Source organism: Pseudomonas migulae, from assembly GCF_043225285.1.
Taxonomy (GTDB): domain Bacteria; phylum Pseudomonadota; class Gammaproteobacteria; order Pseudomonadales; family Pseudomonadaceae; genus Aquipseudomonas; species Aquipseudomonas migulae_C.
Genome location: NZ_CP171224.1, coordinates 6,400,006 through 6,413,040, shown reverse-complemented (window position 1 = coordinate 6,413,040; position 13,035 = coordinate 6,400,006). Strand labels below are relative to the sequence as shown.

Sequence of the window (13,035 nt, the reverse complement as noted above, 5' to 3'; positions counted from 1 at the left end):
GCTCCTACAAGTTCGTGGCGAACATACAACCACCATCCACCCCAACCCCCTGTAGGAGCCGGCTTGCTGGCGATAGCGATCTTGCGGCCGCCGCCACCGTCAAACCAAGCCCCGGAATCCCACCCAACCCCATACTCAAGTATCGAACGCTACACCCATGGATGATCCACCTGACCTCAGGTACGACATACGAAACCCGGCCTCCCGCATAACCTGTTCATACACCGCGCATCACTGCTCCGGGCTGGTTGAAGGGGCGAGGTGACACGCCAACTCTCTAACCTCAGTGGCCTCATGGCCGGGCGGTTTCCCATGATGAACAGAAATGACCTGCGTCGTGCTGACATCAACCTGCTGGTGGTCTTCGAGTCGCTGATGCACGAACGAAATGTCAGCCGAGTCGGCGAAAAGCTGTTCCTCGGTCAGCCGACCATCAGCAGTGCGCTCGGCCGTCTGCGCCTGATGTTCGATGATCCGCTGTTTATTCGCTCGGGCCGGTTCATGGAGCCCACCTCCCGTGCGGAAGAGATATTCTCCAACCTCGCACCCGCTCTCGACGGCATCGCGGCGGCCCTGAGTCGGTGCCAGGCATTCGATCCTGCCACCAGCGAAGCGACCTTTCACATCGGCCTTTCGGACGATGTCGAGTACGCGCTGCTGCCATTGCTGCTACGCCGTCTACGGATCGAGGCGCCGAACATGACGCTGGTGGTGCGCCGTGCGGATCACTGGCAGATGTCGCAACTGTTGACCTCGGGGGAAATCTCACTGGGCATCAGCCACACCCTGGAGCTGCCCGCCAACGCCCGGCGCAAAGGGTTGCGGCCAATCCGTCCGATGCTGTTGCGCGCCGACGGGCAGCCCGGCGAGTTGGGGTTGGACGAATTCTGCCGCCGCCCACACGCCGTTGTGTCGTCGATGGGCAATGTCATTGAAGAGGCCGATCGCGCGCTGAGTCAGCTCGGTCGTCAACGCAAAGTCGTGTTGACGGTGCCGCAGTTCAGCGCGTTGCCGGTGCTCCTGGCAAACAGCGACATGATCGCCATCGTTCCGGATTACATCGCACTTTCCATGGCTTCGATCGGTGGCCTGAGGGCCGAATTCGCCCCGGTTGAATTGCCGCAGCAAGAGCTTTCGATGGTGTGGCGCGGGGCAACGCATAACGATCCCGGTGAGCGCTGGTTGCGCTCGCGGTGCAGCGCGTTTCTCTGTGAACAGACTGCGTCGCCTGCCCGCCAGATGCCGGTCAAGGCTTACATTTCAGCGGTCGCTTGACGCATCCAGGACCAGAACATGCTCATTTTCTTGCAAGCCCACCCCTTGATCGTCGGGTCAGTCTTGATCCTGCTGGATCTGTCACTTTGGCACTGCCTCGGCGTCACCCGGCCGGGCTTGCGCATTTCCTTGCGCGTTGTCGTGTTTGCAGCATTCTGTTGGGTGTTGATGGCGGCCGGCATCAGCCCGTTGCAGCCGCCGTTGTGGCCGGAGGATGCGATCCTCAACCTGGTCGCGACTGTATTGGGCATTGCCTGGTGGCTGTTTGCGGCCAGAACGCTGACGGTGATTCTGAGCAATGGCCTGACCTCGCGCGAAGCGCATACCTCACGTTTGTTGCACGACTTGATCGGTGCCGCGATTTTCCTGATCGCCATCGTCGGGGCCGCTGCCTTTGTCTTGCAGCTACCCGTCAAGGGCCTGCTGGCAACTTCGGGGGTAATGGCCATCGTTGTCGGCCTCGCCTTGCAAAGCACCTTGAGCGATGTGTTCTCCGGCATCGTGCTCAACACCACCAAGCCGTATGAACTGGATGATCGTATCTCCATCGACGGCACCGAAGGCAAAGTGGTGGAGATCGACTGGCGTTCGACTCATCTGCTGACGGAACTGGGGGCGATGGCGGTGGTGCCCAATTCCGTGGCGGCAAAAGCCAAGATCCTCAACTTCAGCCGGCCCGGCAATGTGCATGGCGTCAGTATCATCATGGCGATTCCCAGCAGCGTGCGGCCGCGACGGGCCATTGATGCACTGGAAAAAGCCCTGCAAGGCACCCGCGCCTTGCTCCCCGGATTCGCGCCCAAGGTGTCGGTCAAAAGCTCGCACCTGGAGTACAACGAATATGAGCTCAAGGGCTTCGTCCAATCGATGTCGCACAAGACCGAAGTGCGCAACCTGATGTTTGATCTCGCGCATCGGCACCTCGAATCCGCCGGTGTCACGTGGGGTAGCACGGTGGCCAGCCAGTCCTGGAGCCGTCCGCGAAGGTTGCTTGAGGATGTCAGGGTCTTCCGCTCGCTGAACTTCGAAGAGCGCGACCGGCTCGCGGACCACATGACACCCGTGGACTACCAGGCCAACGAAGTGCTTCTCGCGTTCGACGAAATCGCCGATTGCCTGATGGTAATCAGTACGGGCGTGGTCTCGGTTTCGATTCATGACGGTGAACGTTTCATCGAGGCCGGGCGCATGGGGCCGGGCGAAGTCATGGGCGAGGAGGGGATCCTTGCGCAAGGACGTTCTCGAGGAGAGTTTCGCAGCATCACCAGCGGGCGGTTGTTCCGGATCGAGAAAGACATGCTCGACACGCAACTGGAGCACTACAGCGAACTGCAACTGGCCCTGGATAATTTGCAGCACCAGCGCGAAGACATTCGTGAGTCGGTGGTCGCGAAAAAGCCGGAGCAGGTCAAGCGCAGCGGTTTCCTGAGCTGGCTGCAGAAGAAACGCCTGCTCTCAGCGTGAGAACCGGCTGCGGTATTCCCGTGGCGATATCGAGAGGTGGCGGTGGAAGGTGTGGCGCATGCGTTCCTCGTCGCCAAAACCACACAACTGAGCGATCTGGTCGATGTTGCGCTGGGAGTCTTCGAGCATCCGCCGCGCGGCTTCCATGCGGAACATCTCGATGGCTTTCGCCGGTGTACGGCCGATCTTGCGCTTGTACACCCGGGCAAAGTTGCGCGGGCTCATCTGCGCCTGCCGGGCCAGTGCTTCGACCGTGAGGCTGGCATCGCCGAGGTTCGCGCTGATCCACATGTGCAAGTCGTCGAAGCCGGCACTGTCCTCCGTTTGCGATTGCAGCAACACGCTGAATTGCGCCTGTCCACCGGGACGCTTGAGAAACACCACCAGTTCCCGGGCGACCTGCAACGCGACCTCGCGACCGCAATCCGCCTCGACCAGCGCCAGCGCCATGTCGATGCCGGTGGTCACGCCCGCCGAAGTCCAGACCGTGCCTTGCTGAATGAAAATGGCATCGATGTCGACATCAATCGCCGGGAAACCGCTCTTGAGCATGTCGCACATCGCCCAATGCGTGGCCGCGCGCAGCCCTTCAAGCAGCCCGGCCTGGGCCAGCAGGAATGTGCCGCTGCACACAGAGGCGGTGCGTTTGGCCCTGACGTGGGCATCGCGCAGCCAGTTCACCAGCCCGACGCCATCGATCATTGCCTGGCGGATGTTGGGCGCGCCCGGCACGATCAGCGTGTCGACCGCCACGTCGTTGAACAAGTGCAGGGAAGTCGTGTGCACCGACAGGCCTTCGGCGGTGGCAATCAATCCACCTTCGAGGCTGGCCGTGTGTAATGCGTAACCGGGCAAACCACGCTCGGCCATGGCTTTGGATGCCGCCCAGAACACAGTCTGTGCACCGGTCAAGTCCAGCAGCCCCATCTGTGGGTAGGCCAGAAATACCAAGGTGCGTGCCTGTGACAGCGGCTCGGTGGATGGATGGGTGTTGCAGACAATCGAATTCATGGGCGTTTCAAAACTCGGTTTTCGCCAGCAGTGGCGTCGTTGTGGAAAGCACTGGCGCGAGGTGAAATAAGCCCTCGACTAAAAGTTGTCAAGTTGTCGCGATAACCGGCGTTCATGACGGTTTCAGGCACTGAACGCCGTTTTTTCGGTTGGCTGTTATTCAGGGTTATATGTCATATTCATCGCCTGCACCAGCCATTAGAGTTTCCTGTTGGACCGGGTGTTGTGGCTCATCCCGCAAGCGTTTGATACCTGAGTAAATACCGAAAGAAACCTGCTCATTCGGTTGGTTTGCGGCCTGGAACAAAGCGGTCGACTTTTTTGGGGTGCTCTATTCTTTCTCTCATCTCGCTTCCCTTTGCTACTGCCGAGTCACTGACCGGGGATACATTGCCATGAGCGAAAAATCTCCGGGCCAGGTTGTGTACCGTGCGTTGCTGTTGATCCTGCTCACTGCGGTGCTCGTGCCGAGCGGGTGCGGCTCGCTCAGCCGACCGATGATTGACACGGTTTCAACACCTAAGCCGGCTCAAGAGTTCTCGTCATTGAAGCGTTTTCGTTTCGTCGCCGACAACGCCGAGCAATCCATGGCGTTCATGCAGGCGTGGGACGCGGATCGCAAAAAAGCCGGACGCACGAGTATTACGGCACTGGCGATCTCGGGCGGCGGGGCCAATGGCGCATTTGGCGCCGGGGTGCTGGTCGGCTGGAGCCGCAGCGGTACACGTCCCGAGTTCGATCTGGTCACCGGCGTCAGCACCGGCGCGTTGATCGCACCGCTGGCTTTTGCCGGCAAATACTGGGACCCCCGACTGATCCAGGGTTACCGCAGTGTCGGTGCGACCCAACTGACCGAGCGCGGCCTCGGCATGCTGGCGCGACCGTCGCTTTACAGCGGCGAACCACTCGCCGAACTCATCGAGCGCTACACCAGCCCGGCACTGTTGCAAGCCGTTGCCGATCAGCACCGGCAGGGTCGCCGATTACTGGTGGCGACCACCAATCTCGATACCCAGGAAACCAACATCTGGGACATGGGCGCGATTGCCTTGTCTGCCCGGGAACCTGGCAACGAGCAGCAGGCGCTGGCCCTGTTTCGCACGATCATGACCGCGTCGGCCAGTGTGCCGGGGATCTTTCCGCCGGTCCCGATCGCGGATGGCGATACGTCTGAAATCCATGCCGACGGTGGAATCAACGCGCCTTTCATGTTGTTGCCCGAAGCACTGGTGCAGTGGCAAATCAATCAGCCGAGCCTGATGCCCGGCAAGATATTCATACTGATCAACGCGCCGATGGCGCCCCGTCACAATCAGTTGAGTGGTGGGGCCGTGGCAATCATGGGTCGTTCGTTCGACTCACTGAGCCGCGCCAATCTGCGCATGCACCTGGCGATGGCCACGGCATTTGCCCATCGTCATAACGTCCAGCTGCGTTACGTCGCGCTGCCGTCCGACATGGACGCCGACCCGCTGGATTTTGCGGCGGCACGCATGGCCGGGTTGTTTGACCTAGGCGTGGCCAGCTACGCCGAACTGACGCGAGCCGGCGACGAGGCTCCCTTGGCTGGCGGGGGCGGGCATTGATGTTCAATCGTCAACTGAAACTCAGGCGCGGCGATTGCTCGCCAGGGCCGATGAAGGTCTTCGAGACGGCTTGTGTGTGCCTGACCAGCGGCAAGGCAAACATGAACGTTGCGCCTTGTCCTTCGTTGTTCGCGGCCCAGATCCTGCCGTCGTGAAACTCGATGATCGAGCGGCAAATGGACAGTCCCATGCCCAGACCTTCCGCCTTGGTGGTGTAGAACGGATTGAACAGTGACGGCAAATCAGCCTCATCGATGCCTGTGCCGCTGTCACTGACTTCGATCATGACCTCGCATCGTTCTACCCAGGTACGGAGCTTCAGCGAACGCATGCCTTGGCACGAATTGCCCATGGCCTGACAGGCATTCATTACCAGATTGATGATGACTTGCTGCAGCTGCACGCGATCGCCATTGATACGGGCGTTGGCCGCATCCAGCGATAGCTGCTGTTTGATGTGCTTGTGACTCATCTCGTGCTGAACCAGGACCAAAGCGTCCGTCACGATTTTGTCGAAGGCGTAATGTTGACGTTGTGGCACGCACTTCTTCGACAGCGCGCGAATACCCGCGATGACATCGTTGGCCCGCAGCGAGCACTGGATGATACGTTGCAGGGACAGCTTGGCCTCTTCCAGTTCTGGTTTTTCACGGTCGATCCAGCGCATGCAGGACTCGCCGCTGGAAACAATCGCCGCCAATGGCTGGTTCACTTCATGGGCGATGGAGGCGGCGAGCTCGCCCAGCGATGTCATTCGCGTGACGTGTGCCAGTTGCGCCCGGGAATCGAGCAGGGCCTGCTCGGCCTGGCGCATCGCGGTGATGTCCATCAAAGCCGCCACGTACTCGCGGCTATGAGCGGGAGTGTTGGGATTGATGGCATTGATCACCATCTGCACGTAACGCGGATTGCCATCGGGCATCAGCAATCGCTGTTCGACCTCGATGTCCGGTTCGCCCGCCGCCAGTTGTGCAAACAGGTTGTCGGCCATTGAGCGATCATCCGGGTGCAGCCGGGCGATCATCAGCGTCCAGGACGGTTCGATGTCCCGTGGGTAACCGTAGATGCGGAACGCTTCCTCGGACCAGCGTACTTCCCTGCAGCGGCCGTGATCGAAGCGCAACCCGACGCTGCCGGTCCGGCTCAATCGTTGCGCCCCGGTGAGAAAGGCCTGGTTGCGACGCAATTCGTTGGTCGACCATTTGCTGCGTACGGTCAACAACGTGATGGTGACCAGCGAAACGAGGCACCGGATGTAACCCACGATGCTGCCTGTCGCTTCGTAGAAGTAATCGACGATGAAACTTCCGGTGACCAAGAGGAAGCAGAACAACGCGACAATGGTGACTACCCGGATCGAAAAAACATGCGCCGACATAAACAGCAGGGTGATGTAGAGCACGGCATGCGCCAGATCCGAGTCAATCAGAAGATTGATGATCGAGATGGTGACGGCGGCGGAAACAGAGGCGATGAACGCCAGCCGGTCTGACTCCAGAAAACGTTTGCACAGTCGGGTGAGCAGCATGTTTTTTCCCTCGCCTAATTTTTTGCAGAAAAAAATGCGCAATTACGGACCGATAAAAAAAGCGCCCTTTCGATAGGAAGAGCGCAAAAACCCATTTTGGAAAGGAGGTACCAAACCGGGGTGTCAATTCACAACGTGCGTGTAACTTTAGGGGCGGCGGTGCTCATGGACTGAAGCGACCTGCTCAGTCCATGGAGAAATGGGTCGCGACAGTCATTCTGGCGTTGTACGAGTAGCCGGAATCGGCGACGCGACGTTCGATCAGGCGATCAGACCCGCCTTCGGCAAGACCGCGTTCGCGCATGCGATCAGCCCCGCCTTCGGCGACACGACGTTCGAGCAGCTTGTCCGAGCCGCCTTCAGCGACACGACGTTCAAGCAGCTTGTCCGAGCCGCCTTCAGCGACACGACGTTCGAGCAGCTTGTCCGAGCCGCCTTCGGCGACACGACGTTCAAGCAGCTTGTCCGAGCCGCCTTCAGCGACACGACGTTCGAGCAGCTTGTCCGAGCCGCCTTCGGCGACACGACGTTCGAGCAGCTTGTCCGAGCCGCCTTCAGCGACACGACGTTCGAGCAGCTTGTCCGAGCCGCCTTCGGCGACACGACGTTCGAGCAGTTTGTCCGAGCCGCCTTCGGCGACACGACGTTCGAGCAGTTTGTCCGAGCCGCCTTCGGCGACACGACGTTCGAGCAGTTTGTCCGAGCCACCTTCGGCGACGCGACGCTCGAGCAATTTGTCCGAACCACCTTCGGCTATACGAGTGGGTGCCGATCGGGCCCGATGCTGTTGCACGGGTGGGGTCGTGTCATCGGAAGCATTATTCTCCCGACCGGCGACAACATTAGGTGCAGATTGCGTTTCTGTAGCAACAGCGTGTGTAGTAATAAAACCGGTTGCGGCGAGAAATGCGATAGCCAGGCCCAGATCGGAAGTCTTCATCATATTCACCCAAAATAATTAATCGGCTCAGTTCATAAATCCCCTTGGTTAGTCGAGGCGCTATTTATGTCGATGAGCGGATAAAGCGGTAGAAGTTTCGTTTTGTCGAAGCTGATTAAATAGTACTGGAACGAACTGGCGAGTCACTTATGCCTAGGGGTCTACCGAAGGCATGTTCGTATGAGTCATTCATCCCTAAGTATGATTTACACAGGTCTTAGTGCATTTGAGGGGCTGTTGTAGGAGCCGGCTTGCTGGCGATCCCGGCAACTCGGTGTACCGGGTGTGCCAGGAGTCATGCGCCCATTTATGCTAATAACTGCGATCAAACAATCAAAACAGCTGCACCCGTAGTTCGGCGTTCTTCAAGGTCCCGGTGTGCGTCTTTCAGTTGTTCGAAGGGATAGACCCGACTCGGCTCAACCTTGATGATTCCGCTCTTGATGGCCTGGAACAGGTCTTCAGCTGACGCCGCTAATTGTTGCGGCGTCGCCACATACACCGGCAGTACAGGCCAGGTCAGGTTCAGTGAGCGCGGCGCAAGGTCGAACGGGTTGATGAGCGGCGGATTGCCGGATGCCTTGCCGAACACGACGAGCGTTCCCCTGGGTTGCAGAACGGCCAGCGAGTCGACGAACGTGTCTTTGCCCACGGAATCGAACACAGCTTTCACGCCCGCATTGCCTGTGAGTGCCATGACGCGCTCGGCGAAATTTTCCGTTCGGTAGTTGATCACGTGTGAACAGCCGGCTTCCAGGGCAATGGCCATTTTCTCCGCGGAAGACACCGTGCCAATGACCCGGATGCCCAGCGCCTTGGCCCATTGCGTGAACAGTTGCCCGACACCGCCTGCTGCCGCGTGATAAAGCACGGTATCGCCGGCTTTCAGTTTGACCGTTTCCTTGAGCAGGTAACGGGCGGTAAGGCCCTTGAGGAAGCTCGAAGCCGCCTGTTTGTCGCTGATGCCATCAGGAACGATCGCCACCCGATCCGCCGAGTAGAGGCACAGCGTCGAATAGGCGCCGTGTATATCGTCCGAATAAACCACGCGATCGCCTGGCTTGATGCCGACAACACCAGCACCGACCGCTTCGACGATGCCCGCGGCTTCGTTGCCGAGAACGGCTGGAAACGCCGGCACCGGGAAGGTCCCGCGACGGTAATAGACTTCCACGAAATTCAGGCCGATGACGGTATTACGGATCAGCAGTTGGCCGGGGCCCGGATTAGGTACTTCGATATCTTCGAATACCAGCACTTCTGGCGGGCCATAGGCATGGATGCGGGCCGCTCTTGCTTTATTGGACATGTTTAGTGTTCCTTCTTCAACTCGACGCACTCATCTACTTGAGTAAGGAAGTGCGGCATGGAGTGTTTTGATTAATGGTAAGGGGCGGCGAATTATAAGATCTAGCCAGCAAGTGATAATCCGTCTTACGGTATACGGACTGTGCAGTGAAATTTGACAATCGACGATAAGTCGGCGCGCTGGGTTGCTCGGTGCTACTGGAAAGCTGTAATCAAAAGCTCCGTACCGTGAAAACTAATACTTTCATATGAGGTGACCATACTTAATCGCCCATAAGTATTTACGTTTCTCTGGCACTCTTGTGGAAGTGTTCAAGGGCGTCTTTTTTATCGCAGTCCTTGAGGCAATTAATTTACTTTCGAGGATTGTTTGATGTTCAAAAGATGGGCGGACAGCCCTTACCAAATGGCGGCAAGCAAGCCGCTGAGCAAGTGGGTTGTGTGGGCGCCAGTGCTGACGACCTCGGTCTACCCTTATTTCTTGAATGCCTTTCATACGCTGGTCACGAGCGTCGAGCCGGGTGCGGTGATTTCTCCCGTTTATCTGCTTTTGGCTACCGTGGTGATGCTGGCCATTTTCTCCGTTCCCGCGATGGGATTTGCCTTGGCGTGCCAGCGCATCACCCGCCAGCACAATGCGGTGGCGCAGTTGAAAGTACGACGCCTGGCGCTGTTCATCATCTGCGCGCCGACGCTGTACTGTTTTGTCGGGGTCAATCTCATCATGTTGGGCAGTCCTGTGCCCGATGAGTGGTTCTGGGCCGCCTCGTGGATAGGCTTTGGGCTTTATCTGAGCCGGGACGGTAGCGGCCTGCAGCAGCCGATCCGCCCGATTCGCGCCATGCCGGCGTTACGAGTAGCCCACGGCATCGCAGGTGCGATCGTCCTGTTATTTATCGCTTTCCATCTGTTCAACCATTTGTTCGGTCTCGCTGGCCCGCAGGTTCATGCGCAGGTCATGGAGATAGGGCGCACCGTCTATCGCTCATCCTTCGTCGAACCCGTTCTCGTGATCGCCTTGCTGTTCCAGGTGTTTAGCGGCCTGCGCCTGGCCTGGAACTGGAGTTCGGTCGGCAGCGACAATTACCGGATTTTCCAGGTCGGCTCCGGCGTGTTTCTGGCCGTATTCATATTGGGGCATCTGAACGCTGTGTTCGTATTCGCCAGGACTTACGCAGGTATCGAAACGGGCTGGGATTTCGCCTCCGGTGATCCGGTGGGGATGATTCGTGATCCCTGGGGTATCCGCTTGCTGCCGCATTATGCGATCGGTGTGTTCTTCATCATTACCCACCTGTTTTCCGGGCTGCGGGTGGTGATGCTGGCACACGGTGTTTCCAAATCCGGTGCCAATAAAACCTGGTGGGGCGGTGCCGTTATCGGCGCGCTGATCAGCTTGCTCATCATGCTCGGTATCACGGGCGTCCGTTTGTCCTGATGCGCTGTCTCGACTGGAAGGGGCCTGACGTTGACGATCGATACCGATGGATTTGAGCTGTTGACGGTGTTTGTCTGCGTGGCAGACGTGCGCGGCTTCACCGCGGCGGCGGTCATGATGGGCGTGAGCAAGTCTGCGATCAGTCACGCCATCCGCCAGTTGGAAAAAAGGGCCGGCGTTCGATTGTTCAACAGGACGACACGCAGCGTGAGCCTGACCGAAGCGGGTGAAGTGTTTTATCGCAAGGTCGCGCCGCTGGTGCTTGAGCTCAAGGGCGCTTTTGCCGACCTGGCCGAGGTCGCGGCGAAACCTTCCGGCACGCTGCGGCTGACCCTGTCGCGCAGCGCTTATGTCATGTTTCTGGAGCCGTTGTTGACGCGGTTTCTGGCGGCCTATCCAGAGATCAATCTGGATATTGCGATCGAGAGCCGTGTCGTCGACATCGTCAACGATGGTTACGACGCCGGCATCCGGGTGAACAGCATTCTGGAACAGGACATGGTCGCTGTTCCGCTGGGCTCCGGGATTCGCATGGCAGTGGTGGCATCGCCCGAGTACATCAAGCGTCACGGTGTGCCAAAGGTGCCGGCCGACCTCATGCACCATGATTGCATCCGCTACAAAAGTGCGGTTACCGGGGGCCATGAACGGTGGACGTTTACAGTGGAAGGCCAGGACGTCGAGATCGAAACCCGGGGGCGCATTTCCAGCAATGACGGCATGACCCTGCTCGACGCTGCGCTCAATGGCGGCGGCTATGCCTACTTCTACGATCGCTATGTCCAGGATTACCTCACCGACGGCCGGCTGATCCGCGTTCTGGAGGACTGGAGTCCTCAACGCAGCCTGTCGCTGTATTACTTCAGCCGCAGCGCAATGCCGCAGAAGCTCCGCGTGTTCATTGATTTTCTGAAACAACATGAAAATTGAGAGGCGGATGAGCGTCTTAAATCAAGTTGAGCTGGATCAATCAGCTCCCATTACTCAAGGTTGAATTAATTGTTAAACACACCAATCATTTCGATCGTTGACGACGACGAAGCCATCCGTATTTCGCTGGACAGCCTGGTCAGATCAATGGGATACGCCGCACGAACTTACGCCTGCGCCGAAGAGTATCTGGCCGACTACGCGCTCGACACGACCGCGTGCCTGATTTCGGATATCCGCATGCCGGGCATGAATGGCCTGCAGATGGTCGAAGCATTGCAAGCGCGCGAGCTGCGGTTCCCGGTGATCTTCATCACCGCCTGCATCGGCGAGACACCCGAGCTCAAGGCCCGCGAATTGGGAGCGGTAGGGTATTTCAAGAAGCCCTTCAATGGTGAGCAACTCATGACACACGTGCAGCACGTGCTGAACACCATGAAGGCCAGTCAAGAACGCGCTGATTAGCGACCGTGGGCCACCGCGGCCAATTGCCCGGTATCGACGCGCACAAACACGGAATCGCCAACCGCCGTCAGCACATCCCCCGCGTACACCTCGCAGATGACCCGGGTCTTGCGTCCGACTTCCCCTTCGACTTTTGCCTTCAGGGTCAGCAGCACGCCCATCGGCGTCGGTTTGATGAACTTGATGCCCAGGTTGCCCGTGACGCAGTTGATGCGCGGCAGGCTGGCGGCATCGCGGTGTTCCTCGCGGTAGTGATAGGCCATCGCCGTCCAGTTGGAATGGCAGTCAACCAGCATCGCGATCAGTCCGCCGTAGACCAGGTCGGGCCAGCCGCAGTACTTGGCTTCGGGCATGTGCTCGGCGATGACATGCACGCCGTCCTCATGCCAGAAGCTCTTGATCTGCAGCCCGTGCGGGTTGTCGCCGCCGCAGCCGTAACAAACGCCGTCGGGCGCGGCGGTGTCTTGCAGGGAAGTGTCGGGCGTGGACATACCGGGAGCATCCTCGAAAAGGTTGATTGAACGTTTTCGATTCTAACGCCGAACATATTTCCGCGCCGACGTCAGATCAGCTTCGGTCGCCTTCCGGAAGCCGGGCGATCACCTTGATCTCGAAGCGGAATCCATACAGCCAGGTCACCCCGATCCCAGTGAGCGTCGGGTGCGGCGCCTCGCCCCAGAACTCCGGCACGATCTTCCAGATGGTCTCGAACGTCGACTCGGGATCGACGATGAAAACGGTCACGTCGACCACATCGTCGAAAGTGCAACCGGCGGCGCCGAGGATCGCATTCAGGTTGTTGAAGGCCAGTCGGACCTGAGCCTCCAGATCCTCCTCGGGCGATCCATCCTCGGTGCTGCCGACTTGCCCCGACACGAACAAAAAGCCATTGGAACGAACGGCCGGCGAGTAGCGATTACGCTCGTAAAGCGCTTGGCGTCCGGGCGGAAAAACAACGTCACGCTGTGTCATAAAGTGCCTCCATCAAGGGGCCTGAAGCGACCCGAAATCAACGATGGGTGAACTCTAGGGGCTTGCGCCGGGGCGATAAACGAGCAACCTTGGCGCTCACTGTTTGGGATTCCCAAAC

The 13,035-nt window shown here is 58.8% G+C and carries 12 protein-coding genes; 6 read left to right on the top strand and 6 right to left on the bottom strand.

Annotated elements, in window-relative coordinates; translation table 11 throughout:
• Positions 1-312: 312 nt before the first annotated feature.
• Positions 313-1,275 (top strand): LysR family transcriptional regulator, encoded by a 963-nt coding sequence (locus tag ACF6ZU_RS29305; RefSeq protein WP_392889474.1) that lies wholly within the window; start codon positions 313-315, stop codon positions 1,273-1,275.
• Positions 1,276-1,293: 18 nt separating this feature from the next.
• Positions 1,294-2,739: a mechanosensitive ion channel domain-containing protein gene (locus ACF6ZU_RS29300; protein WP_392889472.1), complete on the top strand. Its 1,446-nt coding sequence runs from the start codon at positions 1,294-1,296 to the stop codon at positions 2,737-2,739.
• Here the strand turns inward: ACF6ZU_RS29300 and ACF6ZU_RS29295 are convergent.
• Positions 2,731-3,750: a GlxA family transcriptional regulator gene (locus tag ACF6ZU_RS29295; RefSeq protein WP_392889470.1), complete on the bottom strand. Its 1,020-nt coding sequence runs from the start codon at positions 3,748-3,750 to the stop codon at positions 2,731-2,733. The two genes, ACF6ZU_RS29300 and ACF6ZU_RS29295, sit on opposite strands and share 9 nt — an antisense overlap.
• Positions 3,751-4,145: 395 nt before the next feature.
• Between ACF6ZU_RS29295 and ACF6ZU_RS29290 the strand changes: the two genes are divergently transcribed.
• Positions 4,146-5,336, top strand: a complete 1,191-nt coding sequence (locus tag ACF6ZU_RS29290) for a patatin-like phospholipase family protein (protein WP_392889468.1) — start codon at positions 4,146-4,148, stop codon at positions 5,334-5,336.
• 10 nt (positions 5,337-5,346) lie between these two features.
• On the opposite strand, the gene ACF6ZU_RS29285 is transcribed toward ACF6ZU_RS29290, so the two are convergent.
• The 3 genes from ACF6ZU_RS29285 to ACF6ZU_RS29275 all read right to left on the bottom strand — a co-directional run bounded on the left by ACF6ZU_RS29285 (position 5,347) and on the right by ACF6ZU_RS29275 (position 9,113).
• A complete protein-coding gene (locus ACF6ZU_RS29285; RefSeq protein WP_392889467.1) occupies positions 5,347-6,864 on the bottom strand; it encodes a sensor histidine kinase in 1,518 nt (505 codons plus the stop codon).
• Positions 6,865-7,048: 184 nt separating this feature from the next.
• On the bottom strand, positions 7,049-7,558 hold the full coding sequence (locus ACF6ZU_RS29280) for a phage infection protein (RefSeq protein WP_392893965.1): 510 nt from the start codon (positions 7,556-7,558) through the stop codon (positions 7,049-7,051).
• Positions 7,559-8,129: 571 nt separating this feature from the next.
• Positions 8,130-9,113 carry a quinone oxidoreductase family protein gene (locus ACF6ZU_RS29275; RefSeq protein ID WP_392889466.1) on the bottom strand — a complete coding sequence of 328 codons (984 nt, stop codon included), beginning with the start codon at positions 9,111-9,113 and terminating at the stop codon, positions 8,130-8,132.
• Between the two features lie 372 nt (positions 9,114-9,485).
• Here ACF6ZU_RS29275 and ACF6ZU_RS29270 point away from each other — a divergent pair, with 372 nt between their 5' ends.
• The 3 genes from ACF6ZU_RS29270 (at position 9,486) to ACF6ZU_RS29260 (ending at position 11,945) form a co-directional block, all read left to right on the top strand.
• The gene (locus ACF6ZU_RS29270) at positions 9,486-10,550 is read left to right on the top strand and encodes a hypothetical protein (protein WP_392889465.1); all 1,065 of its coding nucleotides are present in this window, start codon (positions 9,486-9,488) and stop codon (positions 10,548-10,550) included.
• Between the two features lie 30 nt (positions 10,551-10,580).
• The gene (locus ACF6ZU_RS29265; protein ID WP_392889463.1) at positions 10,581-11,480 is read left to right on the top strand and encodes a LysR family transcriptional regulator; all 900 of its coding nucleotides are present in this window, start codon (positions 10,581-10,583) and stop codon (positions 11,478-11,480) included.
• A gap of 69 nt (positions 11,481-11,549) precedes the next feature.
• Entirely contained in the window at positions 11,550-11,945 is a 396-nt protein-coding gene (locus ACF6ZU_RS29260) for a response regulator transcription factor (protein WP_392889462.1), read from the top strand.
• On the opposite strand, the gene ACF6ZU_RS29255 is transcribed toward ACF6ZU_RS29260, so the two are convergent.
• Positions 11,942-12,436, bottom strand: coding sequence for a PaaI family thioesterase (locus ACF6ZU_RS29255; protein WP_392889460.1), 495 nt, complete (start codon positions 12,434-12,436; stop codon positions 11,942-11,944). The genes ACF6ZU_RS29260 and ACF6ZU_RS29255 overlap by 4 nt on opposite strands.
• A gap of 76 nt (positions 12,437-12,512) precedes the next feature.
• Positions 12,513-12,917, bottom strand: a complete 405-nt coding sequence (locus tag ACF6ZU_RS29250) for a RidA family protein (protein WP_392889458.1) — start codon at positions 12,915-12,917, stop codon at positions 12,513-12,515.
• Positions 12,918-13,035: the final 118 nt, after the last annotated feature.